Source organism: Rhodococcus sp. MALMAid1271, assembly GCF_049195265.1.
Classification (GTDB): domain Bacteria; phylum Actinomycetota; class Actinomycetes; order Mycobacteriales; family Mycobacteriaceae; genus Rhodococcoides.
Genome location: NZ_JBMIRQ010000067.1, coordinates 88,462 through 114,424, shown reverse-complemented (window position 1 = coordinate 114,424; position 25,963 = coordinate 88,462). Strand labels below are relative to the sequence as shown.

The window sequence follows — 25,963 nt, the reverse complement described above, 5'->3', positions numbered from 1 at the left end:
TCAGCGAATTTCGCTGTCGCCGGTGCTGACTCCGGAATCGGCGAAGGTTGCCATGGAGTTCAAGGTGCCGACGCCCGCCTGAACGAGGGGGAGCGCCGCGAGGGCACCAGAGCCCTCACCGAGTCGCATGTTCAGCTCCACGATCGGTTCCAGACGCAAGTGCCGCAACGCAAGCGAGTGGGCCGGTTCCGCCGAGCGATGCCCGGCAACCCACCATTTCCGCGCCCCGGCCGCGCCGTCCTCGGCCACCAAGGCAGCCGCGGTCACCACGAGGCCGTCCAGGATCACCGGCGTGCGTCGATGAGCGGCTTGCGCGAGAAACCCGGCCAGCGCTGCGATGTCGGCACCGCCGGCCACCCGCAACAGATCTGTCGGGTTCTTGGCGACAGGTCGTGCTCGACGCATCGCGTCGCGGATCGCCGCGGTCTTCCTGATCCATCCCGCATCGTCGATTCCAGTGCCGCGTCCGACCGCGGCAACCGGCTCGGTGTCGGTCAGGGTGGCGATCAATACCGTTGCAGGAGTGGTGTTTCCGATGCCCATATCTCCTGCGATGAGAAGATCTGCGCCGCCGTCCACTTCCTCGTCGGCGATGGCGGCTCCGGCGGCGATCGCGGCTCGAACCTCGTCCTCGGTCAGTGCATCCTCACGGTCGATGGATCCGCTGGACCGTCGAATCTTGAACGCGGACACCGAAGGATCCATATCGGAGTCGACCGCGATGTCGACAACCCGAACCGTGGCACCGGCGATATCGGCGAGTACGTTGACAGCCGCACCGCCGGCGCGGATGTTCTCCACCATCTGGCCCGTCACCTCGGCGGGGTAGGCGGAGACTCCGTGCGCCGCCACGCCATGATCGCCGGCGAACACCACGACCCGCACTCGTTCGAGCGACCGCGGCGGGCAGCGGTCCTGGCAGGACGCGATCCACTCACCGAACTCTTCGAGTCGGCCGAGACTCCCAGCAGGCTTGGTCAACTGACGTTGGCGGTCCGCAGCGGCAGATCGAGCCGAGTCGGACGGTGCGGTGACCGGACGAAACGGTGACGACGCCGAGTTCACGTCCGAAGAAGTTGTCACACTGTGCCTTTCGCGGTGGTGAGGTCCGCCGGGGGTTCTTTGAGGTTCAGCGCGAGTCCTGCGACGACGAGCAGAACTCTGTCACATACCGCCGCAAGTCGAGAATTGAGCAGTCCGAGCTCATCTCGAAAGAGGCGTCCTGAACTCGATTCCGGTACCACCGACAGGCCCACTTCGGGGCTGACGAGCACGAGGGTGGACGGGCAGTTCTCCACCACGGTGACCAGGTCTTCGACGGCCGGTGCGATCGTGCCGCGCGGGAGCTCCCACGCCCCGGCATCGTCCAACATGCCCGTCAGCCAGGTTCCGAGATCGTCGACGACGGTGGTGCCGTTCCACGGTTGCGAGACGACCGTTGCGAGTGAGGTGACCGTCTCCACGGTTGTCCAGTCGGTCGGTCTCGACGCCCGATGGCGGTCGATGCGACGCTGCCAATCCTCATCGGAGGCGTCACGCCTGCCGGTGGCGAGGTAGCGGACCGGCCCGGCGGTGGCAAGGGACTCCGCGTGGGCGGACTTACCTGACCTGGCACCGCCGAGCACGAGGGTTCGAGTCGGCTCACCCACCGACGTCAGACAGCCGCGCCGGCGCTGACTCGCGGTTTGGGCGCGCGCATCTTCCGGATCTGAGATGCCCGAACGAAGGCGTACCACCCGATCTTGAAGCCGCCGTCCGGAGTGTCGGGGAAGCGTGCGCGAACCTTGTTGTTGATCATCTTGCCGAGGTAGATTCCCTCGCCGACCATGAAGAGCATCATCACGAACATGCCGAGGGTGACGTAGGCCTGCACCGCGGGCTCGAGGAAAAGCGCAAAGATCAGGATCAGTGCGAGCGGCATGAACAGGCCGACGAGGTTGCGCCTGGCGTCGACGATGTCGCGAACGTATGCACGCACCGGGCCCTTGTCTCGGGGCAGTAGATACTTGTCTTCGCCGGCAAGCATGCGAGCGCGACGTTCTGCGGCAGCTGCGCGGCGCTCGTTCGAGGCGGCTTTGCGATCTTCCTTGCTGCCCTTGTTCGCCTTGCGGCGCTCGCGCGCCTCTTTGCTCGTCAGCGGTGCCGGAGCAACCGGTCCGCGTCGTCGGGACTCGGCATCGCGGCGCTTGGGCGTGGGCCGTCCCTTGCCGAGAGACACCGGAGATGCGGGCTCGGCCCCGGACACAGTCGACCCGGATCCGTTCGAGTTCTCTTCGTCCGAATTATCGGAGTTTCCACGGCGTAGCAGCTTCACACAACCAGAGTATGGGATGAGGTATCGATTTCGAACACCGGCCAGGTCAGCTTGCCGATCACCGGATGCCGTCCGTGTGCTGCGGCCCTAGACTTTCCACGATGCGAGTGATGATTGCGCCGGATTCCTTCGGAGACACCCTGACTGCAGCGCACGCCGCCGAGGCCATTGCCAGGGGGTGGGCATCGGTTCGGCCCGAGGACGAACTCGAACTGGCCCCGCAATCGGATGGCGGTCCTGGCTTCGTCGAGGTCCTGGCCTCGCGGATCGGCACCGTGCAGTTCGCCGACGTCGACGGACCGATGGGGACTTCGGTGCGAGCTCGGTGGCTGCTCGACGACACGACCGCCTACATCGAATCGGCGCAGGCATGCGGTCTGCACCTGCTCGACGGTCCGCCGAGCCCACTGTCGGCGCTCAAAGCCAGCAGCTACGGCGTGGGGCAACTCCTCGTCGCAGCGCTCGGCAGCGGGGCGCGGACGATCTTCGTCGGACTCGGCGGCAGCAGTACCACCGACGGCGGCCGCGGACTGATTCGCGCACTGGGTGGCCTGGGATCTGCCGTCGCCCGGATGTCCGGAATCGACCTCGTCGCCGCGTCGGACGTGGAGAATCCGCTGTTGGGCACCGCGGGGGCGGCGCGGGTGTTCGGCCCACAGAAGGGTGCCGACGGCGAGACGGCCGATCGACTCGAAGAGCTGAACGCAGACTGGGCGGCCGTGCTCTCCGCCGCGGGTCACGACGTCGCGGACCGGCCCGGATCGGGGGCCGCCGGCGGTATCGGCGCCGCCCTGTTCGCGCTCGGCGGCAGGCAGCAACCCGGGGCCGTCGTCGTCGCAGAGCGAACCGGGCAGCAGGAACTGCTCGACAGCGTCGACCTGGTGTTGACGGGTGAGGGAAAGTTCGACTCGCAGTCGCTGCGAGGCAAGCTGGTGACCAGGATCGCGGCCGCAGGTGGTGCCACCGGCGTCGACACCATCGTGCTCGCAGGCCAGGTCACATTGACCGAGGACGAACTGGTCGCGGCGGGTATCGCGGCCGCACATTCGATCAGCGAGTTCGCCGGCTCGGTGGAGGTGGCGATGTCCGATGCGGCGAACCAGCTCGAGCAGCTGGCCGCGCGCGTCGCAACCGAGGTAGCCGATTCTCACGTCGATCCGAGGCGGCGGGCGTGAGGAATACAGCCACCGGGAGTACGGTTGTGTAGTTCACGGGTTTTGTACGACTGATAGGGAGAGCCCATGACCGTTTCGAATGAGACCACAACGACCGAGACCACGGCGCACAAGGTCACCATGACCGAGACCGCATCGGCGAAGGCCAAGGCGTTGCTGGATCAAGAAGGCCGCGACGACCTCGCACTGCGTATCGCTGTGCAGCCAGGTGGATGCGCGGGACTGCGCTACCAGCTCTTCTTCGACGACCGAAGCCTCGACGGCGACCTCGCGGTCGACTTCAACGGCGTCACCCTCGCAGTCGACCGGATGAGCGCCCCGTATGTCGAGGGTGCATCCATCGACTTCGTGGACACGATCGAGAAGCAGGGGTTCACGATCGACAACCCGAACGCCACCGGATCGTGCGCGTGCGGCGACTCGTTCAACTGAGCTGACTCGTAAACGACTGTGACCGATACACGCATGCGTGTATCGGTCACAGTCGTGTCTGCTCGTCTGACTGTTCGATAATTCAGCAACCCGAATCGAAAGGCCCTCCTTCGTGACTCTCGCGGTATCCGGCTCGATAGCGACCGACCATCTGATGCGATTCCCCGGACGGTTCGCCGAGCAGATCGTCGCCGACCAGCTCTCGAACATCTCGTTGAGCTTTCTGGTGGACGATCTGGTGATCCGCAGAGGGGGAGTCGGCGGAAACATTGCGTACGCACTCGGAGTCCTCGGTGGAGAGCCACTGCTCGTCGGAGCTGTGGGACCTGACTTCTCCGAATACCGCGCCTGGCTCGAAGAACACGGAGTCGACTGCAGCGGTGTGAGCGTGTCCGCAACCGCTCACACCGCGCGCTTCGTCTGCACCACCGACCAGGACATGGCGCAGATTGCGTCCTTCTACCCCGGGGCAATGAGCGAGGCTCGCGATATCTCGATCCAGTCGTTGGCGAACCAGCACGAGTTGGATTTGGTTCTCATCGGTGCAAACGACCCCGATGCGATGACGGCTCACACCGCGCAGTGCCGCGCAGCAGGCATCCCATTCGCGGCCGACCCGTCCCAACAGCTCGCCCGACTCGACGCCGCGCAGGCAGCCGAGTTGATCGACGGCGCGGAGTATCTGTTCACCAACGAATACGAATGGGCGCTGCTCAAGCAGAAGACCGGCATGTCCGACGCCGACATCGCCGAGAAGGTGGAACTTCGGATCACCACACTGGGCAAGCGCGGCGTCGACATCGTGGCCAAGGGCGGGCAGCACACCCACATCGGCGTCGTCCCGGAGACGAGCAAGGTCGACCCGACGGGTGTCGGCGACGGTTTCCGGGCCGGTTTCCTCACTGCACACCGTGCCGGAGCGAGCATCGAACGTGCGGCGCAACTCGGTTCACTGGTCGCAGTTCTGATTCTCGAAACCACCGGGACCCAGGAATGGAGCCTGAACCGCGACGACGCAGTCAAGCGGCTCAGTGCGGCGTACGGCACCGAGGCGGGCGAGGACATCGGAGCCCTGCTACCTGCCTGAACGATTCGGTCGTCCCGCCCGATGGGCGGGACGACCGAGCTCAGATCGTGACCGGGTACTCCGGTTCGGCAATCTGCGGCACGATGCGCTTCTCGACGAAGATCCCGTGCCAGACCATGAAGATGATCAGGGTCCACAGTCGTCGGCTGTGGTCGGACTTTCCGGCGCGGTGATCGTCGAGCATGGCGATGATCGCCTGCTTGTTCAGCAGGTGATCGGTCTGTGAATCGGCGATCTGCTGATGAGCCCAGTCGAACAGCTCCGGACCCCGCAGCCAGTGACGTAGCGGCACCGGGAATCCCAACTTCGCGCGGTGCAGCACGTGGCCGGGAACGATTCCTTCCAATGCCTGCCGAAGCGCATATTTGGTGGTGTCCTTGGTGATCTTCTGATCGAGCGGCAACTTCTCGGCAACCTTGTAGACCTCCGAGTCCAGGAACGGAACTCGGAGCTCGAGCGAATTCGCCATGGTGATCTTGTCGGCCTTGACCAGAATGTCTCCACGCAGCCAGGTGAACAGATCCAGGTGCTGCATGCGTGCCACCGGGTCCCATCCTTGCGACTGTGCGTAGATCGGTGCGGTGACGTCCTGGTGAGTCCACTCGGATCGGAACTCGCGCAGCACCGATCGCAACTGGGCGTCGTTGAAACTGCGCGCGTTGCCGTAGTACCGCTCTTCGAGTGTCATCGAGCCGCGATGCAACAGGCTCTTACCCCGCGTGCCCTCCGGAATTCTCTCGCTCAGCGCGCCGGCCGCGCGCCGCAGGAATGCCGGAAGCGACTCGAACGGCTTCAACGACAACGGTTCGCGGTAGATGGTGTAGCCACCGAACAACTCGTCCGCGCCCTCGCCGGACAGCACGACTTTGACGTGCTTGCGGGCTTCCTTGGCGACGAAGTACAGCGGTACGAGCGCGGGATCGGCCACGGGATCGTCCAGATACCAGACGATCTCGGGGATCGATGCCGCGAACTCCTCCGGCCCGACGACCTTCACGATGTGGCGAGCCCCGATGGCGGCCGCCGACTCCGCTGCGACATCGACCTCGGAGTAGCCCTCACGCTCGAACCCGGTGGTGAAGGTGATCAGATCGGGATTGTGCCGAATGGCAAGAGCCGCGATGGCCGTCGAATCGATGCCGCCCGAGAGGAACGAGCCGACCGTGACGTCGGCGCGCATGTGTTTGGCCACCGAATCTTCCAGCGCCTCTGCGATTTCCTGGTAGCGAGCCTTGGCGCTGCCTGGTGCGAACGGCTGCACCGGAAATTTCGGAGTGAAGTAGCGGGTGAACTTCGGCGGGGTGCCGGGGGACAGGGTGGCATAGCAACCGGATTCGAGGCGCCGGATGCCTGCGTGCAGAGTTTCGGGCTCGGGAACGTACTGCAGCACCGTGTAGTGCTCGGTGGCGCGGGCATCGAGATCGGCATCGACTCCGATCCGCTCCATCAGCTCGAGCACGCTCTTCTTCTCGCTACCGAACGCGGTGCCGCCAGGACCGGTGGCCAGGAACAGCGGTTTGATGCCGAACGGATCGCGCGCGAGAAACATCTCTCGGGTCTCCGTATCCCAGACGGCGAAGGCGAACATGCCGCGCAACCGCTCGACAGCACCGGCACCCCAGTAGTGGAACGCAGCGATGATCGACTCGCTGTCTCCCTCGGTGGCGAATTGTGCACCGTGATCGCGTGTGAGTTCAGCGCGCAACTCGAGGTAGTTGTAGATCTCACCGTTGAAGACCAGCGCATATCGGTCCGGTGACTCGGGTGGGCCCCATCGCATCGGCTGATGCGAGTGCTCGATGTCGATGAAGGCCAGGCGATTGAACCCGAAGACGACGTCGTCGTCGTGCCACGTGCCACCGGGCTCGTCCGGACCCCGATGGCGCATGCAATGGGTGGCCGAACTCACGAGTTCGACCTCGGTGGCGGTCGTTCCGTGAGACGTGAGTACTCCGAGCAGTCCACACACAGCGTCTGCTACCTCTTCTCGCAGTTGGGGACAATCCAGTCTGGGGTGGCACCGGTCCGGTCTCCGCGAAGGTCGTCAGCGGGACAGAAGGTCAGGAACCGAGTATGCCGCAGACACGCCCCAACGTAGGTAACGACCCAAGGGTGGTCTCCGGCCGGCTTTGGTCTACGCTGCGTAGTACTAGGGCGTCTCCATGTGGAAACCCTTATTCTTCAGTGGTGGGCAATCAGGAAGGCGTGAACGTGGCGCAGAGTCGGATCCTTCGGCGAGCGGGGCTGACAGCATTTCTCGGTGTAGCCGCGTTGATGCTGTCGGGCTGTTCCATCAGCAGCGACAACGTACTCAATTTCGGTTTCGCTTCGGGCGTCACCCCGCAGGGGCGACGCATCGGCGACCTATGGACGTGGTCGGTCATTGCGGCCCTGGTCATGGGTATTGTCGTGTGGGTCCTGATCTTCTGGGTGGTGCTCTTCCACCGTAAGAAGAAGAACTCACCGGAGTTCCCACGGCAGACCGCGTACAACGTTCCGCTCGAGCTGTTCTACACGGCGGTTCCGTTCGTGATCATCGCCGTCTTGTTCTACTTCACCGTCGTGGTGCAGAACTACGTCGACGAGAAGCAGCCCAACCCCGATGTGCAGGTGGACGTCACCGCGTTCCAGTGGAACTGGAAGTTCGGCTACCGGACCATCGACCTCAAGGACGGTACGGCCAAGTACGAGGGCACCGACGAGGAAGAGCAGGCGGCAGCAGAGGCCGCGGCTACCCCTGGTGAAGGTGCCGAGGGAAGCGCGGACGGCGAGTTCGTTCCTGGAGCAATCCACGGAGCAAGCCCGCAGGACCTGTCCTACCTGCACTACAACAAGATCGAAACCGTCGGCACCAGTGAAGAGGTCCCGGTTCTGGTTCTTCCGACCGGTAAGCGGATCGAGTTCGTGCTTGCGTCCTCGGATGTCATCCACGGCTTCTGGGTGCCGGAGTTCCTTTTCAAGCGCGACGTTCTCCCGAACCCCGAGGAGAACCACTCCGACAACATTTTCCAGATCAGCGAGATCGAGCGCGAAGGATCCTTCGTCGGTAGGTGCACCGAAATGTGTGGCACATTCCACTCGATGATGAACTTCGAGGTGCGTGCGGTCTCTCCTGACAAGTTCGAGCAGTACATCGAGCTTCGCAAGCCGCTGTCCGATGGGGGAGAAGCTCTGACCAACGCGCAGGCCCTCGAAGCCATCGGCGAGAACCCGCTCGCAACGAGCACGTCGCCATTCGCGACCGACCGAACCGCCCGCGCCGCCACTGTCGCCGAAGGCAACTGACCAAGGAAGCATGCTGATATGAAAATCGAAGCCAAGATCTTCGAGATCCTCACTGTCTTCTTTCTCCTGGTCGGCATCGTGTACGCGTTGTTCACGGGGCTGAGCCGTACCGGAGTGGAATGGGCCGGAGTCACCGCCATCTTCTTGTCGGTGGGTCTGACTCTGATCGTCGGCACCTACTTCAGGTTCGTCGCACGTCGCCTCGATACTCGTCCGGAGGACTTCGACGACGCCGAAGTCAGTGACGGCGCAGGCGACTTGGGCTTCTTCAGCCCGGGCAGCTTCTGGCCGATCGTGCTGGCAGGTGCCGCATCCATCACGGCCATCGGATTCGCGTTCTTCCAGCCGTGGCTGATCGCCGTCGGTGTCTTCTGCGTGATCGCAGCGGCCGCGGGATTGGTGTTCGAGTACCACGTCGGTGCCGAGCGTCACTGACCCGGATTCACCCTGAAAGGGGCCTCGATCGTTCTCACGAACGATCGAGGCCCCTTTTGGTATGTCCGGATGACCCCACCGTCAACGACCGGCACAGCAGGGACGTGGGTACGTATGGAACCTGGACTGTGGACGGCGGGACGCGAGTAACCCGGGCGCGACGGTGCGCGAGGTCGGTGTCAGGCCCTGCCCTCAGGAGGCGTCGGCCTCGGGTTGTCTCGGTGTCGAGTCGGAGGAGGAGTCGGCTACGGAGTCCAACGAGATGTTCAGCGCCTCACACAACGCCGCGACAGTGAAGAAGGCAGGAGTGGGGATGCGTCCGGTCTCGATTTTCCTCAGCGTTTCCACCGAGATACCCGCAGCCTCGGCCACGTCGGTCATGGTGCGACTGCCTCGGGATCGACGTATCGCCGCACCGAGTCGTGCACCGCGGGCAAGCTCGCCTGGCGTCAGGGGTATGCGGACCATATGCCGATAGTAATACCGGTCGTGCAACTGCCAGAGCCCCGTCCAACTGCCAGAGCCCCGTCCAGCTACCTGAGCCCTGTCGTCCCTCACCCGAACAGCCCCTCGCCCGAACAGTCCCGAGTCCGAGAGCCCCCCGTCGCTCTTGTCGGGTCGAACGTGCTGCGCCGGGGGAGGGGAGGGCCATCGGGGCCTCGGTGTGTACGGGTGAGCGGATCGCGATGGCTGCGGGTGGAGGAGTCGACAATGCACGAAGGGCGGCACCGTTGCCGGTGCCGCCCTTCGTGTTGTTACTTGTCAGATGTCAGCGATCGCTGTCGCTGTCCTGTCGACCGGAGCCGATCGAGGCATCCTGGTGGCCGTTGCCCTCGGATGCGTGGCCGTTCGAGTGGCCGTTCGAGTGCCCGTTGCCCTCGGCGTGACCGTTCGAGTGGCCGTTGCCTGCAATGCCCGCTTGGTACTTGCGGAGCATTGCGAGCTGCTCGTGCTCACCCTTGTGGTGGGCTTCCTCGAGAGCTGCACTCTGTGCCACCGGGTCCGGAGTGAACAGCGATCCCGAGCCGGGCTTGCCGGCCGAGCCGAGCTTGTTCATCTTCTTGGGTACCGGTGCACCCTGGTAGTCGAGGGGGATCGGGTGACCGTGATCGTCCACCGGGCCGAGCGGCTGGTGGATTTCCACGTACTGGCCGTGCGGCAGCCGCTTGATGATTCCGGTTTCGATTCCGTGCTCGAGCACTGCTCGGTCACTGCGCTGCAGACCTATGCAGAACCGGTACGCAACGAAGTAGGCGAGCGGCGGCATGATCAGGAGGCCGACACGGCCGATCCAGGTCATGGCGTTGAGCGAGATGTCGAACTTGTACGCGATCAGGTCGTTCACGCAGGAGAGCGTGAGAACGACGTAGAACGCGATCGACATCGCGCCGATTCCCGTGCGGACAGGAACGTCGCGGGGGCGCTGCAGCAGGTTGTGGTGCGCAGTGTCTCCGGTGAGGCGCTTCTCGATCCACGGGTAGGCGATCATCACCGTGAACACCAGGCCCATGATGACTGCGACCCAGAACACTGCCGGGATGGTGTATCGCCCGGCGATGTAGATGTCCCAATCCGGCCACAGTCGAGCCAAGCCGTCCGTCCACATCATGTAGAAGTCGGGCTGGGACCCGGCCGACACCTGCGCAGGGTTGTAGGGGCCCAGGTTCCAGATCGGGTTGATCTGGAGCAGACCACCCATCGCGGCAAGCACACCGAACGTCACTGCGAAGAAAGCACCGGACTTGACCGCGAACACCGGGAGGATACGAACGCCGACGACGTTCTTCTCGGTGCGGCCCGGTCCGGGGAACTGGGTGTGCTTCTGGTACCAGACCAGCGCCAGGTGAGCGGCGATCAGAGCCAAGATGATGGCGGGCAGCAGCAGCACGTGCGCCACATACAGGCGCGGAATGATGATGGTGCCTGGGAAGTCGCCGTCGAAGATCAGCCAGTGCAGCCAAGTACCGACGATCGGGATACTCATCGTGATGCCCGAGAAAGCGGCACGAAGACCGGTGCCCGAGAGCAGGTCGTCGGGGAGGGAGTATCCGAAGAAGCCCTCGAACATGGCCAGGATCAGCAGCAGGCAGCCGATGACCCAGTTGGCTTCACGGGGACGACGGAACGCACCGGTGAAGAAGATGCGAGCCATGTGCACGATGATCGACGCGGCGAACATCAGTGCGGCCCAGTGGTGAATCTGTCGCATGAACAGACCACCGCGAACCTCGAACGATATGTCGAGAGCAGTGGCGTAGGCCCGCGACATCGTCACACCGTTGAGCGGCAGGTAGCTGCCGTCGTAGACGACCTCGCTGAGCGACGGATCGAAGAACAGGGTGAGGAATACACCGGAGATCAGCAGGATCACGAAGCTGTACAGCGCGATCTCGCCGAGCAGGAACGACCAGTGGGTGGGGAATACCTTGTTGATCTGACGGCGAAGTCCCGGTGCCAAGTGGTAACGACTGTCTACGTCGTCCGCCTGCTTGGCTGCGAGGGTTTGCAGTGAAGGACTCATGAATCACGCTCCGGTCGACGTTCCCAGAAGGCGGGACCGAGTGCTTCGTGGAAGTCTGCGCGAGCCACCAGGTATCCCTCCTCGTTGACGGTGATGGGAAGCTGGGGCAGCGCGCGCGCTGCCGGTCCGAAGATCGGCCTGGCGTACTCGAGCGCGTCGAACTGCGACTGATGGCAAGGGCAGAGAATGCGGTTCGTCTGCTGCTCGTACAACGATGTGGGGCAGCCGAGGTGCGTGCAGATCTTGGAGTACGCGTAGTAGTCGCCGTAGTTGTAGCTCTCCTGACCCTTGCGCTTGACGACCGTGCTGGCGTCGTCGGGACGCAGGCGGATGAGCATGACGGCGTTGCGAATCCCTCGGAGTGACACGAGCAGATCGTGCTCGCTCTCACGGTCCGCTTCGCGGAAGGGGAACACGGTTTCCATGGCACCAGCGTCCAGGTCCTCGGGCCGAACGAGAACGACATCTTCCGGTCGCCCGGTGTCTCGTCGGAGGTAAATGGTCTCCCCATCGTAGCGAGGAGTCCAGCCGGATACCCACAATGGAGAATCTTCGCCCTTGGCCCATGGGTTCTTGATCAACCCGCCGAGGGGGAGCACAGCCATGACGCCCAGTGCGCCACCGCCCAACATCAGTGAGCGCTTGATCACCTTGCGTCGACCGATGGTCGACGTCTCGAGCGAATCACCCAGTTCGGCGACCAGCGTCTTGCGATCCGTCTCCGAGGAACTCCCGTCGTGGCGGTCCTGGATGGAGACCTCTTCGGGGATGAACTTCTTGGTGAACTGCACCGCACCGACGCCGACTGCGAGAATCGCCAGGCCCATCGTGCCGCCGATCAACGGCGTGTACAGCGAGTAGAGGTGGTAGTTCTCGTCACCGATTCCGGCGTACTGCCAGGGCCAGAACAGGTAGACGCCGATGAACGCGACGGCCGAGAGCCCGGCAATGGCGAACCAGATCGCCACGCTGCGTTCGGCACGCTTCTCGGCCCGAGTGCCCTCGACGGCCCAGCGGTTTCGGCGGAACGCAACATCGACACCATCGAGATTCGTGCCGAGCTGGACCAGCTCGTCGCGGCTCAGGGCCGCAAGTTCCTCGTCGGAGTACTTCTTCTCGGGATTCACACCGTCGGCTTTCTTGCCGTCGACGTTGTCGTCGTCTTTACGACCGGAATCACCGTCGCTCATGATCTAGCTCCGATCCACAATGTTGCGCCGACAACAGCGGCGATTCCGACAATCCACACGGCGACCATTTCGGTACCGGGACCGAAGCCTGCCAGACCCCAACCACCGGCGGCCTTGGTGTCCTGTGCCGACTTGACGTACGCGATGATGTCGGACTTCTCCTCGATCGTCAGCTGACGATCGGAGAACTTCGGCATGTTCTGCGGCCCGGTGACCATGGCCGTGTAGATCTCCTGCTCGTTCGCAGGCCCGAGATCGGGGGCGAACTTGCCCGAGGACAAGGCACCACCCTGACCGGTGAAGTTGTGGCAGGAGGCGCAGTTCAACCGGAACAGCTCACTACCGCGTGCGATGTCGTCGCCGCGCAGAGATTCCTGAGCGATGTCGCCGTTCTCGTCGAGGATGACCGTTGGCCCACCGCCGTTTGCCTGAACATAGGCACCGAGAGCGTCGATCTGCTTGTCGTCGAACTTCGGCGGCTTGCGCAACACCTGTGCCTCGTTGCGCATCGCCGGCATGCGGCCGCTCGACACCTGGAAGTAGACAGCCGCCTCGCCGACTCCGATGAGGCTCGGTCCGCGATCCTGAACGCCCTGCAAGTTGACACCGTGGCACGTCACGCAGGAGGTGTCGTAGAGCTGCTTGCCCTCGCGAATCAGGGCCGCCGAGTCGGTATCGGCAGTGGCGACCTGCGGAGCCGGAGTCAGGGCCGACGCGAGGAATCCCGCGCTCAGTAGGCCCATCATCAGGACGAGAGCACCGGTGACGCGCCTGCGCGTCTTGCGTTGCCTTCTCGTCTTGGCGGGGTCTCGGTCGCCGGATGCTGCTGGGGGAGATGTACTCATCTTCTATCCCTTGTCGTGTCGGGACGGACCGAACGTCGGGGGCTGAATCCGTTCGTTCGTTATCGTTGGCGTACTGACTGTCACTAGCGGATGAAGTAGATCGTCGCGAAGAGGGCAATCCAGACGATGTCGACGAAGTGCCAGTAATAGGAAACGACTATGGCGGCGGTGGCCTGCGCCGGCGTGAATTTACTGACCAGAGTTCTCGTGATCAGGAATACGAAGGCGATGAGTCCGCCGATCACGTGCAGTCCGTGGAAGCCGGTCGTGATGTAGAAGACCGAGCCGTACACGCTGCTCGACATCGTCGTGCCCTCGTGCACCAGGTGGTAGTACTCGTACGCCTGGCCGGTCACGAAGAACGCGCCCATCGCCAGCGTGACTATGTACCAACGTCGAAGTCCGAACACATCTCCGCGCTCGGCTGCGAACACGCCCAGCTGGCAGGTGAACGAAGATGCGATCAGCACGGCAGTCACCGGAACGGCCAGAGCGAGGTTCAGCTCGGTCGGCTCCGGAGGCCAGTTTCCGTTCGCCTGGGCTCGCGCGACGAAGTACATCGCAAACAGCCCGGCGAAGAACATGAGTTCACTCGACAGCCACACGATCGTGCCGACGCTGACCATATTGGGACGGTTCAGCGAGTGCACGCGTTGGGTGATTGCCGATCCTTGAGTCCCTACAGCGCTCGTCACAGAAAGAAGTATGACCCGTCGTAGTACGGAAGGCATATCCGGGTCCGCTCTTGGCGCGTCGCATCACAACGAATCCGGGCGCTTGCTTGTTCCCGCGCAGGTAGATGGCCCTGGCCGGACCGGTGGGGTCCAGTCGTGCAAGGCTGGCCTCATGGCAAAGAGCACCGAGGGTGGGTGGTTTCGAAGACTGTTCTCGCGGTCGACAGTGGAACCGTTGGACCCCACGCGCGAGGACTTGGTCACAGTGGCGCGTTGCTTCGACGACGCCCAGGCATGTTCGGCCGTGCTCGACGAGGCGGCAATCACGGCGCCCGTGTGGAGCGCCGCTGCAGAGGTGGTACTCCGACACCATCTGGTGTTGCCGGCACACGAAGTGAACGACGCGGCAGCGATCGCCGCCCAGGACGGCTACTCGGTCGGGCCCGCCGTCGACGTACCGGAGTTCGGCGTCGGGTACCGCCCCCGGGTCGACAACGGCGTGCCGCTGGTGTTGCAACGGGTGCAGCTGCTCGACGCGTTGCACTGCTCGCAGGAGCGGTCACGGATGGCAGGCCTCGCCCAGCGCCGAGGAGGAGCAGTGCTGGGGTGGGACGCCCTGCAGCCTGCGCCACCCGACACAGCGCCTGACTAAGCTTCCACCGCACCGAGTGCATCGACGGCAGAAGGGCCCGGTAGAACCACCATGACCGCAGCAACCAACGACGATCAGCCGCGCACCTGGCGTCGAATTCTCGGCGCGTTGACCACGAACACAGACCTGTCCAGCGCGGACACCGGCTGGGTGATGGACGAGATCATGTCCGACAACGCGACATCGGCCCAGATCGCTGCCTTCGGGGTGGCTCTGAAGATGAAGGGCCCGACGCCGGCGGAGCTCGAAGGGCTCGCCGACTCGATGCTTGCGCACGCGGAGCTGGTGGAGACCGATCGTGACGCAGTCGACGTCGTCGGTACCGGCGGAGACGGTGCCGACACCGTCAACATCTCGACCATGGCGGCGATCGTCGTCGCCGCCAGTGGAATACGAGTGGTCAAACACGGCAACCGCGCAGCGTCGTCCAAAAGCGGCACCACCGACGTACTCGAAGCACTGGGCGTGCGTGTCACCCTGGGGCCCGCCGAGGTGGCGTCGAGCGTCGACCAGGTAGGAATCGGGTTCTGCTTCGCCCCGATCCATCACCCTGCACTGCGCTTTTCCGGACCGGCGCGCAAAGAGATCGGAATCCCGACGGTCTTCAACGTGCTGGGCCCACTGACAAACCCCGGACGCCCGCGCGCAGGCCTGATCGGCTGCGCTTTCGAGAATCTGGTCCCAGTGGTAGCGGGTGTGTTCGCCCGACGCGGCAGCTCGGTTCTCGTCGTGCGCGGAGACGACGGCCTCGACGAGATCACCCTGTCCACGACCACCACCGTGCATGTGGTGTCCGACGGGTCCGTGACCATCGAGACGATCGATCCGGTCGACTACGGAATCGCCCGATCACCCATCGAGTCCCTCAGAGGCGGCGACGCGCAGTTCAACGCCGCAGTGGCCCATCGCGTGTTCGCCGGAGAACACGGACCGGTCCGTGACGCCGTGCTGCTCAACGCCGCCGCGGCCATTGCAGCGCACCAAGGTGTCTCGGGCAATCTCCACGATCGGATTCAAGCGGGATTGGCAACTGCTGCAACAACTGTCGACTCGGGGGCCGCCGCAAAGCTACTTGCCGACTGGGCGCGTTGCACCACGGCAATGGCCGACTGATCGACCGGCCCTACTCGCCGATCGAGAACCCGGCATCGACATCTGCGCTCGAATAGGACTGAAACGCAATGTGAGTCGTGGTGTTCCGCACGCCCCGAACCCGATTGATGTGCTTGGTGATCACCTCGGCTATCGACGCGTGATCACGCACCTTGACTATCGCGATCAGGTCGACATCCCCGGCACACGAGTAGACCTCCGACACACCCTCGACATCAGCCACGGCCTGCGCTGTCTCCGGAATCAAATCGGCCTCGGCGTCGATCAAAACGATGGCATTGATCATCTGTGCTCCTCACACATCCCGAACTCGAAATACGACGAGCTCCACCCAACGCGACCAACCCTAGTTCCTCAGGTTGCCCTGCCGGTCGTTCCGCGGGCTCCACTCCTGCTCTAGTGGTCGTTCCGCGGGCTCCACTCCTGCCGCGCGGCGGCGCGTGCCGTTCGGCACCACCCCTCCCACGAACCCGCCGAACGTGCGTGGCTGCAATAGCCACTGCTGGTCCGCACGATTCGAACCCCGTCGGTGCGCAGCCACGACGCAATGAGAGCGACCTCCTCCGGCGGTGCACTTCGAAGCGGCGTCGAATCGGGTATCACCGTCTCGGCGGCCGCGGCGATGGCGTCGACGACGGGCATCGGGTGCACTCCGCGCGGCGCCACCGCCGCCCCCGCCAGACGACCGAAACGCACCACGATCAACTCCCACCCTCCCTCCGGCGTTCGTCGTGCCGCCACGAGTTCGGCAATGGCGGCCACCGCCGCGGATCGATGCATTCTGCGTAGCGTGTCGACGGTCACGGCAATCCGGTCGCGCAATCGTGCTGCAGTCTCGTAGAGCTCTCTGTCCGCGAGCTCGGTGACTCGGACCCGCATGGAATGCAGGATCGCGTCGTCCTGGCCGCACACGAGCGCGAGAAACTGCCTCGGAGCGATGGAGTACTCGTCTGCCGTCAGGGGCCCGGACGACGCCGCTGGGCAGCCGCCGACATCGGCCGCCGGACAGTGGTCACCGTGCCGAACCGAACGGGGCAGACGGCGGGTGCACGTGCGCAGACGGCAGAACTCCGCCACCAGCGCGGCAGCCTCCGCGGCGTCGTGGCGAACCGAGAACGGTCCGAGGCTGTCCGGCGTGGGCGCGCGAACGATCGACAGGCGCGGAAACGCCTCGTCTGTCAGGGTGATCCACCACCCCTTCTTGGGGAACTTCGAGCGTCGGTTGTACGGGGGAATGTGCGCCGAGAGCAGCCGCAGTTCTCGAACACCGGCTTCGAGTGCGTGCGCGCATTCGACATGGTCGACCCGAGTGGCGAGACTCACCATTTCCTTCATCCGGCCCCTGGTCTCGGAGCCGGTGAAGTAGTTGCGCACCCGACGCTTGAGATTGTTCGAGGTGCCGACGTACAACACCTCGTCGGACGGGCCACGGAACAGATAGACGCCTGGGCTGGACGGGAGGTGGGCCGCCAGCCCGCGTTTGGCGCGCTGGCCGGCCGACACCGCAGGGAGGTAGTCGACCAACTCGGCGTAGCTGTGGACGCCCTGATTGCCCACTCTTTCGATCAGACCGTGAAGAACGTCGACGGTGGCGCGAGCGTCGTCGAGTGCGCGGTGCGTCGGCCTGGTCTCGGATCGGAACAAGGTGGACAGTGCCGAGAGCTTCACCGACGGTGCCTCGTCGCGGGTGAGGACCCGTCGAGCCAGTTTGACGGTGCACAGCACCTGGAACCGCGGCCACGCTATATCGAGGCGGCTGGCGGCGGCCTTGAGAAATCCGGTGTCGAATCCTGCGTTGTGGGCCACCAGCACCGAGCCCCGAGCGAACTCGAGGAAGCCGGGCAGTACCCGTTCGATTCGGGGCGCACCGATGAGCATGGCCGAGGTGATGCCGGTGAGCTCGACGATGTACGGCGGAATGGATCTGCCCGGGTCCACGAGTGTGGCGAATTCGCCGAGAATTTCGCCCCCACGGACCTTGACCGCACCGATTTCGGTGATGGCTTCGCTGTCCGCGCTGCCGCCGGTGGTCTCGAGATCCACGACGACGAACGTTGTCCGGTGCAGCGGGGTGTCCAGCTCGTCGAACGTCAACTGGATGGGCAGGCTCACCCGGACGACGTTAGGTCCGACCTCCGACAAGAACGCTCGGCGCGGCCCCCGGGGGACTCACTGCGCGCTCGCGCAGTGACGTGTCACGAAACCTTGTCGGTGGCGGACGCTACGTTTCGCTCGATCGGCTGTTTCGGCCGCCTGAAACAGGAAAGAGACGAGGATCACAATGATTGTCGATTGCAGTGACTGCAAGGTCCGCGACATCGCCTGCGCGGACTGCGTCGTGACGGTTCTTCTCGGCCCTCCCGGGATGCCGTCCAGATCGGACGGTAGGTGGGTGGGGCCACGGCCTCCTATCACGCTCGAGCAGGAAGAACTCGGTGCGATGGGGGTCCTTGCCGAGGAGGGTCTCGTGCCCACACTCAAGCTCGTGACGAGCGAAGACGACGCCGCCCGCGCTCCGTTGTTACCGACTCGTAACACGCCGGGTGATCAGCGCGCCGGATAGCGAGAATCGGGCCTGATTCGGTCCGCTCGGCGAGTTGGAGTCGACACGGAGGTATGCCATTTCGTAACCTTCCTGAGACCTTGCGGAGTCTTGCCAATCCAAACCGGAGTGGCGTCGCAAGTCACCGCCTAATCGTTCACTCGCGAGAGTGTTCGTACCGGGAACCCGATATCTACTGGGGTGAATCCCGCTGAGCCACCTCGAGTGGACTGCGGGTAGGGCTGCTCTTCCCAGCCCGAACCCGTCAGCTAACTCGGTCGGCGGACGATAGGAAGAAATGGAGCACCATCTTTCGTGGCGTCACAACTTTCCAACCGATCATTGCGGCGAGTTCTCGTAGCCGGAGCGCTCACGGCAGGCGTGGTCATCCTTCCCGCTGCACCCGCGATGGCGGCCCCCCTCACCATTCCCGGCGTCGGAACCTTCGAGATTCCCGACGTCCCGGGCCTGCCTCCCCTCAACCTTCCGGGCGTGCCCGCACCGGGCGCGCCGCTTGCCCCTCAGGTGACGCCTGCGGCGAAGGCCGTGCAGGCCGCTGAGTCCAAGATCGGTGCACCGTACGTGTACGGCGCTGCTGGTCCGGATTCGTTCGACTGCTCGGGACTCGTCCAGTGGGCGTACAAGCAGGCCGGCATCAGCCTGCCCCGCACGAGCTACGACCAGGCCGCCGCGGGCACTCCTGTCTCGCGTGACAGCCTGGTTCCCGGCGACGTCGTGTCGTTCTACGGTGGCTCGCACTCGGGCATCTACGTCGGCGACGGCAATGTCGTGCATGCATCCACGTCCGGCGTGCCGGTCAAGGTTGCGCCCGTTGCCTCGATGCCGTTCGACGGTGCTCGCCGTTACTGATCCGAGCAGTCGACGTTCGCTGTGACAGACCGACAGGGTCGAGCCGAGTATCGGCTCGACCCTGTCGTCGTTTCCGGCCCCGACACGCCGGTCCGGTGGACAGCAGCGCCCCCAGTTCGTAATCTGATCGAGACCTGGTCGATGTTTGATTTGTGACCAGTCACGTCGAACCCCCGTCGATTTCGGACCGTGTTCACGTCCGAGCCCGCAATTGCATGGGTATGGTTCGTTTCGAGGTACTTTTTCAACCGCTGTCTCGGTCGAGGTAGCATGTGTGAGGACGGAGAGTCGCTTTCCGTGGCGATATCGAGATCTACCCGTGTGTGGCGTCTGACTGGAAGCTCGATGGTGGCTGCCGCATTGACGGCATGCATCGCCCTGGCACCGACGACGCCCGCACTGGCGCAACCGGGATTCGACTCCGCTTCCGATGCTCAGGCCGAGCTGGCCGAGCTCTCTCGCCAGTCCGAGCAGACCAACGAATCGCTGCACAACGCCCAGATCGATCTCGACGCCAAGACTCAGCAGCAGACGGACGCACAGACCGCCGTCGATCGGAGCCGCGCCGCCCTCGATGCAGCGCAGGCACAGTTGGCGCAGCTCAAGCCCGTCATGGACAAGGTCGCCAACGTCAACTACCAGGGTGCGCGGACGAACCGACTGTTCGCGGTCATGGTCAGCGACTCCCCACAGCAGCTTCTCGACCAGATGTCTGCACTCGATGTGATCTCCGCCGATACCGCCGATCAGGTTGCGCGGTTCCAGCAGGCGAGTTCGGACGCTGCTGCCGCCGAACAGGCCGCAGCAACGGCCGCCGATCAGGCCCGAGTGGCGGCCGAGCAAGCCAAGGCGGTCAGCGACGACCTACAGGCCAAACAAAGCGAACTGCAGAGTCAGATCGCGGAGGTGATGGCTGCCTACAGTGCGTTGTCTTCCTCCGAACAGCTCGCTCTCGCCGGATCGACCCTGCCCGACGGATTCGATCCCTCCGCGGTGCTGCAGAACCTGACGCCCGGTTCGGGTGCCAGCGCATTGCAGGCCGGCTTGACGCAGATCGGGAAGCCGTACGTCTGGGGCGCGACCGGGCCGGACGGCTTCGACTGTTCGGGATTGGTCGTGTGGGCGTACAAGCAGGTGGGTAAGACGCTGCCTCGATCGAGTCAGGCCCAGGCCCAGGGTGGAACTCCGGTGAGTCAGAAGGATCTGCAGCCGGGCGATGTGGTGCTGTTCTATCCGGACGCCTCGCACGTGGGAATCTATGCAGGCAACGGCAACGTGTTGCATGCGTCCACCTTCGGGGTCCCGGTCAAGGTGCAATCGATGGCATCGTTCCCGTATTACGGGGCACGTCGATACTGAGGTGTACCTCGACGATCGGCCGGCCCCGATATGAGCGAACCGGCCCAGCCATCCGGTGTGGGCTTGTTCGTCCGATCAGCGGGGATGCGGTGGGCTGCGATACTTCTGGTCGCCGTCGTGTCGCTCTCGCTCGTGTTGTTCCATCGTCACGACGGCACCGACGCGGCGTCCGGCGAGGTGCCGACAGAGGTCTCCGGCGTTCCCAGCTCGCCGACCTACGATCAGCAGCGGCGCGCCGAGGTGGCCGTTCTCCTCGATCAGTGGGCTGCTGCCGTTCGCTCAGGAGACGTCGATGCCCTTCGAGGCTTGATGGATCCGCGGGCCGATCCGAGTTTCGTGGATGCACAGGTGCGCCGCGCAGCAGTGATTCCGACCGTGCCGTTCGCAGATTTCGGGTACGAACTGGGCGACGAGCCCGAAACCCCGGTACCTCCCCGCATCGCCGAACCACTCGATGCCACCGACATCTGGGCACCCTCGGTCTACCTCCGCTACGCCGTCGAGGGACCGGACGCGTCGCCCACGCGTCGACCGGTCTCCCTCGTCGTCGCCGAGCGGAACGGACGATGGGGGTTGGTCGACGATGCGGACCTACCCGAATATCGACGGCACACCTGGCGTGGCCCGTGGGATTTCGGTCCGCTCGCCGTGCGTTCGGTGCCCACCGCATCCGGTACTTCGGTGGTGATGGGGCACCCTGATCGGGAGCAATTCGTTGCGGATGTGGCAGCCGAGCTCCCCTCCGCAACTGCCGCTGTCACCGAGTTCTGGGGCGAGGACTGGGCGCGAGACGCGCTGGTGTTCGTCGCGTCCTCTGCCGAGGAGTTCGGCGAACTGGCCGGATCCGATCCGTCGACCGACGTGGCCGCAGTGACGGTGTCCGACGCACCGACAGGCGACGGTTTGCATCGAACCGGCCAGCGGGTGGTGTTCGGTCCCGATGCCGCATTGCGGTTGACACCGTTCACCGTTCGATCGGTCCTACGGCACGAGATCACTCATGTCGCGGCACGTGCCCGAACCGCAGACGGTACGCCGCTGTGGGTATCGGAGGGATTCGCCGACTACTCCGGTTACCGACATTCCGGAGCCGGATTCGCACAGCTCGCACCCACCCTCGATGCGATCGTGGCGTCGGGTGGTCCGCCGACGGCGCTGCCGAAAGACGAGGACTTCGGTGCCGGCGGTACTCGGTCGAGTGTTGCGTACGAGTCGGCATGGTCGGTGTTCGAGTTCGTGGCCGATCGGTACGGCGAGCCGAGGCTGCGCCGGCTCTACGAGGCGTTGGCTTCCGGACGGGCGTCGGACGGCACCATCGATGTCGCCCTCGAATCGGTGCTCGGACTCGGGCGGGCCGAGTTCGTCGCCTCATGGGGAGAGTGGGTGGCAGCTCGGTCGCGGTGACGCCGGACGCTACGGTTGACGACATGCGTCGTACTTTGTTGGTGACGAACGACTTTCCCCCGCGCCCGGGCGGTATCCAGTCCTATCTGCACAGCTTCGCCTCGCAGCTGCCCGGTGAGGAGCTGGTGGTCTACGCACCGCGCTGGCGCGGCGACTCCCATGAGAAGTTCGATGCCCGGCAACCGTTCGAGGTGATCAGACATCCGACGACGCTGATGTTGCCGACCCCACTCGTGGCGCGTCGTGCTGCTCGAATCCTGAAGTCGCGGGAGTGCGATTCGGTGTGGTTCGGCGCGTCGGCTCCACTGGCGGTGATGTCTTCGTACCTGCGCCGGGCCGGGGCGGATCGCATCGTGGCCAGTACCCACGGCCACGAGGTCGGGTGGTCGATGGTTCCGGGCGGGCGTTCGGTTCTGCGCACGATCGGCGAGAACACCGATGTGGTGACCTATGTCAGCAAGTACACCCGGGGACGGTTCAGCTCGGCGTTCGGGCGGTCCGCCGCCCTCGAGCATCTGCCGCCGGGGGTCGACACCGATCGATTCGTTCCCGACGCCGCCGCGCGGGCCGAGCTCCGTGCTCGCTACGGCCTCGGTGACCGGCCCACCGTCCTGTGTTTGTCTCGCCTGGTCCCTCGAAAGGGACAGGACTTTCTGATTCGTGCGCTGCCCGGGATTCGGCGGGCCGTCGACGGGGCAGTTCTGGTGATCGTGGGCGGCGGGCCATACGAGAAGACTCTGCGCGAGCTGGTCCGCTCGACCGGAATGGACAAACACGTGGTGTTCACCGGCACCGTGCCCTCCGCGGAACTCGCCGCCCACCACACCATCGCGGACGTGTTCGCGATGCCGAGCCGCACCCGCGGCTTCGGTCTTGACGTCGAAGGCCTCGGAATCGTCTATCTCGAAGCCTCCTCGTGTGGTGTGCCTGTCGTTGCCGGCATGTCCGGGGGTGCGCCGGAGGCTGTGCAGCACAACAAGACCGGACTCGTTGTCGATGGAACGTCGGTCTCGGACATCACCGACGCGATCGTGAAAATCCTCTCCGATCGCACGCTCGGCGCGCACATGGGCAACGCCGGCCGCGCATGGGTGGACGGGCAGTGGCGCTGGGATGTATTGGCGGAGAAGCTACGCTCGCTGATCTGAGCGGTGAAGGTCAGCGCTTGTAGATCGACTCGATCTCGTCGCCGTAAGCCTGTGTGATGACCTTGCGCTTGAGCTTGAGCGTGGGGGTCAGCTCACCGCTTTCCTCCGAGAAATCGTGGGGGAGCAGCCGATACTTCTTGATGGACTCCGCGTGCGAGACGGACTTGTTCGCATCGGCGACTGCAGCATCGATCTCTGCGGTCAGGTCGCGGTCCTGCTGCAGGTCTGCCGCAGTGGCGTCGGCCGCTTTGCCATGGTCGGCTTTCCATCGATCGAACGCATCCGGGTCGAGGGTGATCAGAGCCCCGATGAAGGGTTTCTGATCGCCCACGACGACGGCCTGACTGATCAGAGCGTTCGCCCGAAGGCTGTCCTCCAAACCGGCGGGTGAGACGTTCTTTCCGCCGGCCGTGACGATCAACTCCTTCTTGCGGCCCGAGATCGTGATGTAGCCGTCCTTGTCGACAGAACCGAGGTCTCCGGTGCGGAACCAACCGTCGTCCAAGGACTCTGCGGTCGCGTCCTCGTTGCGCCAATAGCCGTCGAACACCACTGGACCGCGAAGTTGGATCTCCCCGTCCTCGGCGATGCGTACTGTGTTGCCGGGCAACGGACGACCCACGCTGCCCACACGTTGGTGTCCGATGGTGTTGACCGCGAACGCCGCCGTGGTTTCGGTGAGGCCGTAGCCTTCGTAGATCGGTACGCCGATGCCCCGGTAGAAGTGGCCGAGCCGACTGCCGAGAGGCGCGCCACCGGAGATGGCCAGCTCGCACCTTCCGCCGAGTGCGGTTCGCAGCTTGGCGTACACCAACTTGTCAAACACTTTGTGCTTGGCGCGCAACACAATTCCGGGACTGCCGGTGTCCTGTGCCTCGCTCCACGCCACCGCGCATTCGGTGGCGAGATCGAAGATCTTGCCCTTGCCGTCGGAGTGCGCCTTCTGCTTGGCCGTATTGAAGACCTTTTCGAACACGCGCGGCACCGAGAGGATGAAGTCCGGCCGGAAGGTTCCGAACGTCGACACGAGGTTCGGGATGTCATTGGTGTGGCCCAGCGTGACTCCGGCGTCGAACGAGGCGATACTCACTGCTCGCGCGAGGACGTGAGCGAGAGGCAGGAACATCAATGTGCTCCTACCTTCCGTCATGAGGGACTTCAGCGATGTCTCACGAATGCCGAGTGACTCGGCGAGCAGGTTGGCGTGTGTCAGTTGCACGCCCTTGGGTCGACCGGTGGTGCCCGACGTGTAGATCAACGTCGCCGGATCGGACGATGCGAGAGTTGAAACCCTTTGGTGGACTTGATCTTCGGAAATGTGGGTGCCGTCTTCGGCCAGGGCCTGTACGGCCCCGCTACCGGCCGAGTTCTCGATCACGAATGTCTGACGCACCAACGGCGCGGCCGCAACGACCTCCGTCGTCTCCTGCACGTGGGCGTCGTTCTCGACGATCAGCAACACCGGCTCGGCGTCGGCGAGGATCCACTCCACTTGTCCGGCCGAGGATGTCTCGTAGATCGGCACCGTCACCCCGCCGGCCGCCCAGATCGCGTAGTCGATGACCGACCACTCGAATCGCGTCGACGACATCAACGCAACGCGGTCGCCCTGTTCGATGCCTGCCGCGATCAGCCCCCGTGCCACACCGACGACCAGACGCTCGAACTCGGCAGCGGTGACGTCGGTCCAGCGCCCATCGAGCAGGCGTCGGAAAACCACGGCATCGGGTGCCGTGCCGGCCCGGGTGAAGACGGTGTCGACCGCCGAGCTGGTGTCCTCGACGGCATATTTTGCGGCGACGGTGAACTCGCGCACGGAATTACCTCCGGTTGGAAGACAGAGAAAAAGTCGATAGCTCGGCTTCACAGATACTCTAGACCCGGGGTCGCGACGTCGAACTTCGCCTCGGTGCACCCGGCAGGGCACCCGATATGTGAAGCTCTGTCGATGAGCAGTATTCAAGTTGCGGATCAGACATTCGTAGCCGCCCCCGGCGAACTGGTGGCACAGGCTTTCGCCTCGCCCGAACGGTGGCGTCGGTGGTGGCCGGATCTGAATCTGACGGTCACCGAAGACCGAGGTGAGAAGGGGATCCGCTGGGCCGTGCGCGGAGGCGTCCTCGGAACGATGGAGCTGTGGCTAGAGCCCGTGCTCGACGGCGTGATCGTGCACTACTTCCTGCATGCGGAGTCCGCCGGTACCGACGAGCTCGCGGCGCAGCAACACCGGCGCCGTGTGGCCGGTCGCGCCATGACGTTCGAGCTCAAACACGAACTGGAGGCCGGGCGTTCTGCAGGGGAGGCGCCGCGCCACGTAGCGTCGAGTTCAGCTGTCGATTGAACCGCGCGGTACGGTCGGCCGGTTCGCATTGTGCACAGGCGGATCGATCATGTGAGATAGGTCTGCTGTCTGTTCGACGGCACAGCGAACGAAACGATCGATGTACCCGAGAGGAAGCGGACGAGAAGTCATGGCGGAGAAAACCCAGAGGTCTATCGTCGTCGAAGCCTCACCGAGCGCGGTCATGGACGTCATCGCCGATTTCGACGCGTACCCCACGTGGGTGTCGGCCGCGAAGTCCGTCGAGGTTCTCGAGCGCGGAGCAGACGGGCGCGGTAAGCGCGTGAAGTTCGTATTGGACGCAGGCATGGTGAAAGACACCTACGAGCTCGAGTACGACTGGGCCGCCGACGGTAACTCGGTGTCGTGGAATCTGGTCTCGGGTGAGATGCAGAAGTCGCAGAACGGCTCGTACTCGCTGCGTGAGACCGGTGACGGCACAGATGTGACGTACGAGCTCACCGTGGACCTCAATATCCCGATGATCGGACTGTTCAAGCGCAAGGCGGAAAAGGTCATCACCGACACTGCCTTGAAAGAATTGAAGAAGCGGGTCGAAGGCTGAGCGAAGCTCGC

The 25,963-nt window shown here is 64.3% G+C and carries 26 protein-coding genes and 1 riboswitch; of the genes, 14 read left to right on the top strand and 12 right to left on the bottom strand.

Annotated elements, in window-relative coordinates; all coding sequences use genetic code 11:
• The 3 genes from cobT to ACOQFP_RS09230 are packed head-to-tail and all read right to left on the bottom strand — an operon-like array spanning window position 1 to window position 2,314.
• Window positions 1–1,083: a nicotinate-nucleotide--dimethylbenzimidazole phosphoribosyltransferase gene (cobT, locus tag ACOQFP_RS09240; protein WP_421584091.1), complete on the bottom strand. Its 1,083-nt coding sequence runs from the start codon at window positions 1,081–1,083 to the stop codon at window positions 1–3.
• Window positions 1,080–1,649: a bifunctional adenosylcobinamide kinase/adenosylcobinamide-phosphate guanylyltransferase gene (cobU, locus tag ACOQFP_RS09235; protein WP_421584090.1), complete on the bottom strand. Its 570-nt coding sequence runs from the start codon at window positions 1,647–1,649 to the stop codon at window positions 1,080–1,082. Before cobU ends, cobT begins: the two co-directional genes overlap by 4 nt.
• Window positions 1,650–1,654: 5 nt before the next feature.
• Window positions 1,655–2,314 (bottom strand): DUF3043 domain-containing protein, encoded by a 660-nt coding sequence (locus ACOQFP_RS09230; RefSeq protein ID WP_421584089.1) that lies wholly within the window; start codon window positions 2,312–2,314, stop codon window positions 1,655–1,657.
• A gap of 101 nt (window positions 2,315–2,415) precedes the next feature.
• Between ACOQFP_RS09230 and ACOQFP_RS09225 the strand changes: the two genes are divergently transcribed.
• The 3 genes from ACOQFP_RS09225 to ACOQFP_RS09215 all read left to right on the top strand — a co-directional run bounded on the left by ACOQFP_RS09225 (window position 2,416) and on the right by ACOQFP_RS09215 (window position 5,008).
• Window positions 2,416–3,489 (top strand): glycerate kinase, encoded by a 1,074-nt coding sequence (locus ACOQFP_RS09225; protein ID WP_421584088.1) that lies wholly within the window; start codon window positions 2,416–2,418, stop codon window positions 3,487–3,489.
• Between the two features lie 66 nt (window positions 3,490–3,555).
• On the top strand, window positions 3,556–3,921 hold the full coding sequence (locus ACOQFP_RS09220) for a HesB/IscA family protein (protein ID WP_094679093.1): 366 nt from the start codon (window positions 3,556–3,558) through the stop codon (window positions 3,919–3,921).
• 112 nt (window positions 3,922–4,033) lie between these two features.
• The gene (locus tag ACOQFP_RS09215; protein WP_341243388.1) at window positions 4,034–5,008 is read left to right on the top strand and encodes a carbohydrate kinase family protein; all 975 of its coding nucleotides are present in this window, start codon (window positions 4,034–4,036) and stop codon (window positions 5,006–5,008) included.
• 40 nt (window positions 5,009–5,048) lie between these two features.
• On the opposite strand, the gene asnB is transcribed toward ACOQFP_RS09215, so the two are convergent.
• Window positions 5,049–6,977, bottom strand: coding sequence for an asparagine synthase (glutamine-hydrolyzing) (gene asnB, locus ACOQFP_RS09210; RefSeq protein ID WP_421584087.1), 1,929 nt, complete (start codon window positions 6,975–6,977; stop codon window positions 5,049–5,051).
• Between the two features lie 236 nt (window positions 6,978–7,213).
• On the opposite strand from asnB, the gene ACOQFP_RS09205 reads away from it, so the two are divergent.
• Both ACOQFP_RS09205 and ACOQFP_RS09200 read left to right on the top strand, forming a co-directional pair.
• On the top strand, window positions 7,214–8,293 hold the full coding sequence (locus ACOQFP_RS09205; RefSeq protein ID WP_421584241.1) for a cytochrome c oxidase subunit II: 1,080 nt from the start codon (window positions 7,214–7,216) through the stop codon (window positions 8,291–8,293).
• An 18-nt stretch (window positions 8,294–8,311) separates the two neighbouring features.
• Window positions 8,312–8,728 (top strand): cytochrome c oxidase subunit 4, encoded by a 417-nt coding sequence (locus tag ACOQFP_RS09200; protein ID WP_206489193.1) that lies wholly within the window; start codon window positions 8,312–8,314, stop codon window positions 8,726–8,728.
• A 192-nt stretch (window positions 8,729–8,920) separates the two neighbouring features.
• On the opposite strand, the gene ACOQFP_RS09195 is transcribed toward ACOQFP_RS09200, so the two are convergent.
• The 5 genes from ACOQFP_RS09195 to ACOQFP_RS09175 all read right to left on the bottom strand — a co-directional run bounded on the left by ACOQFP_RS09195 (window position 8,921) and on the right by ACOQFP_RS09175 (window position 13,979).
• Complete coding sequence (locus ACOQFP_RS09195; RefSeq protein WP_206489192.1) at window positions 8,921–9,196, bottom strand: helix-turn-helix domain-containing protein; 276 nt, start codon at window positions 9,194–9,196, stop codon at window positions 8,921–8,923.
• Window positions 9,197–9,497: 301 nt separating this feature from the next.
• Complete coding sequence (locus ACOQFP_RS09190; RefSeq protein ID WP_206489191.1) at window positions 9,498–11,249, bottom strand: cytochrome b; 1,752 nt, start codon at window positions 11,247–11,249, stop codon at window positions 9,498–9,500.
• Window positions 11,246–12,439: a ubiquinol-cytochrome c reductase iron-sulfur subunit gene (locus tag ACOQFP_RS09185; RefSeq protein ID WP_341243387.1), complete on the bottom strand. Its 1,194-nt coding sequence runs from the start codon at window positions 12,437–12,439 to the stop codon at window positions 11,246–11,248. The genes ACOQFP_RS09190 and ACOQFP_RS09185 overlap by 4 nt, the downstream gene beginning before the upstream one ends.
• Entirely contained in the window at window positions 12,436–13,284 is an 849-nt protein-coding gene (locus ACOQFP_RS09180) for a c-type cytochrome (RefSeq protein ID WP_206489190.1), read from the bottom strand. The genes ACOQFP_RS09185 and ACOQFP_RS09180 overlap by 4 nt, the downstream gene beginning before the upstream one ends.
• Window positions 13,285–13,367: 83 nt before the next feature.
• Window positions 13,368–13,979, bottom strand: coding sequence for a heme-copper oxidase subunit III (locus tag ACOQFP_RS09175; protein WP_341243386.1), 612 nt, complete (start codon window positions 13,977–13,979; stop codon window positions 13,368–13,370).
• A 151-nt stretch (window positions 13,980–14,130) separates the two neighbouring features.
• Here ACOQFP_RS09175 and ACOQFP_RS09170 point away from each other — a divergent pair, with 151 nt between their 5' ends.
• A complete protein-coding gene (locus ACOQFP_RS09170) occupies window positions 14,131–14,610 on the top strand; it encodes a hypothetical protein (protein WP_421584086.1) in 480 nt (159 codons plus the stop codon).
• Between the two features lie 51 nt (window positions 14,611–14,661).
• Entirely contained in the window at window positions 14,662–15,723 is a 1,062-nt protein-coding gene (gene trpD / locus ACOQFP_RS09165; RefSeq protein ID WP_421584085.1) for an anthranilate phosphoribosyltransferase, read from the top strand.
• A 10-nt stretch (window positions 15,724–15,733) separates the two neighbouring features.
• Here trpD and ACOQFP_RS09160 read toward each other — a convergent pair whose 3' ends face one another.
• On the bottom strand, window positions 15,734–16,009 hold the full coding sequence (locus ACOQFP_RS09160) for an Lrp/AsnC family transcriptional regulator (RefSeq protein WP_206489186.1): 276 nt from the start codon (window positions 16,007–16,009) through the stop codon (window positions 15,734–15,736).
• A 110-nt stretch (window positions 16,010–16,119) separates the two neighbouring features.
• Window positions 16,120–17,835: a DEDD exonuclease domain-containing protein gene (locus ACOQFP_RS09155; RefSeq protein ID WP_421584084.1), complete on the bottom strand. Its 1,716-nt coding sequence runs from the start codon at window positions 17,833–17,835 to the stop codon at window positions 16,120–16,122.
• Window positions 17,836–18,004: 169 nt separating this feature from the next.
• Between ACOQFP_RS09155 and ACOQFP_RS09150 the strand changes: the two genes are divergently transcribed.
• The 5 genes from ACOQFP_RS09150 to ACOQFP_RS09130 all read left to right on the top strand — a co-directional run bounded on the left by ACOQFP_RS09150 (window position 18,005) and on the right by ACOQFP_RS09130 (window position 23,046).
• Entirely contained in the window at window positions 18,005–18,286 is a 282-nt protein-coding gene (locus tag ACOQFP_RS09150) for a hypothetical protein (protein ID WP_206489184.1), read from the top strand.
• A 115-nt stretch (window positions 18,287–18,401) separates the two neighbouring features.
• A riboswitch (cyclic di-AMP (ydaO/yuaA leader) is annotated at window positions 18,402–18,565 on the top strand.
• Between the two features lie 15 nt (window positions 18,566–18,580).
• Window positions 18,581–19,135 carry a C40 family peptidase gene (locus ACOQFP_RS09145; RefSeq protein WP_206489183.1) on the top strand — a complete coding sequence of 185 codons (555 nt, stop codon included), beginning with the start codon at window positions 18,581–18,583 and terminating at the stop codon, window positions 19,133–19,135.
• 345 nt (window positions 19,136–19,480) lie between these two features.
• Window positions 19,481–20,494: a C40 family peptidase gene (locus ACOQFP_RS09140; RefSeq protein ID WP_206489182.1), complete on the top strand. Its 1,014-nt coding sequence runs from the start codon at window positions 19,481–19,483 to the stop codon at window positions 20,492–20,494.
• A 30-nt stretch (window positions 20,495–20,524) separates the two neighbouring features.
• Window positions 20,525–21,898 carry a hypothetical protein gene (locus ACOQFP_RS09135; protein ID WP_421584083.1) on the top strand — a complete coding sequence of 458 codons (1,374 nt, stop codon included), beginning with the start codon at window positions 20,525–20,527 and terminating at the stop codon, window positions 21,896–21,898.
• A 23-nt stretch (window positions 21,899–21,921) separates the two neighbouring features.
• Window positions 21,922–23,046 (top strand): glycosyltransferase family 4 protein, encoded by a 1,125-nt coding sequence (locus ACOQFP_RS09130; RefSeq protein ID WP_206489181.1) that lies wholly within the window; start codon window positions 21,922–21,924, stop codon window positions 23,044–23,046.
• A 10-nt stretch (window positions 23,047–23,056) separates the two neighbouring features.
• On the opposite strand, the gene ACOQFP_RS09125 is transcribed toward ACOQFP_RS09130, so the two are convergent.
• The gene (locus ACOQFP_RS09125; RefSeq protein WP_421584082.1) at window positions 23,057–24,862 is read right to left on the bottom strand and encodes an AMP-dependent synthetase/ligase; all 1,806 of its coding nucleotides are present in this window, start codon (window positions 24,860–24,862) and stop codon (window positions 23,057–23,059) included.
• A gap of 132 nt (window positions 24,863–24,994) precedes the next feature.
• On the opposite strand from ACOQFP_RS09125, the gene ACOQFP_RS09120 reads away from it, so the two are divergent.
• Window positions 24,995–25,387 (top strand): polyketide cyclase / dehydrase and lipid transport, encoded by a 393-nt coding sequence (locus tag ACOQFP_RS09120; protein ID WP_421584081.1) that lies wholly within the window; start codon window positions 24,995–24,997, stop codon window positions 25,385–25,387.
• A 130-nt stretch (window positions 25,388–25,517) separates the two neighbouring features.
• A complete protein-coding gene (locus ACOQFP_RS09115; RefSeq protein ID WP_206489178.1) occupies window positions 25,518–25,952 on the top strand; it encodes an SRPBCC family protein in 435 nt (144 codons plus the stop codon).
• The last annotated feature ends 11 nt before the right edge of the window (window positions 25,953–25,963 follow it).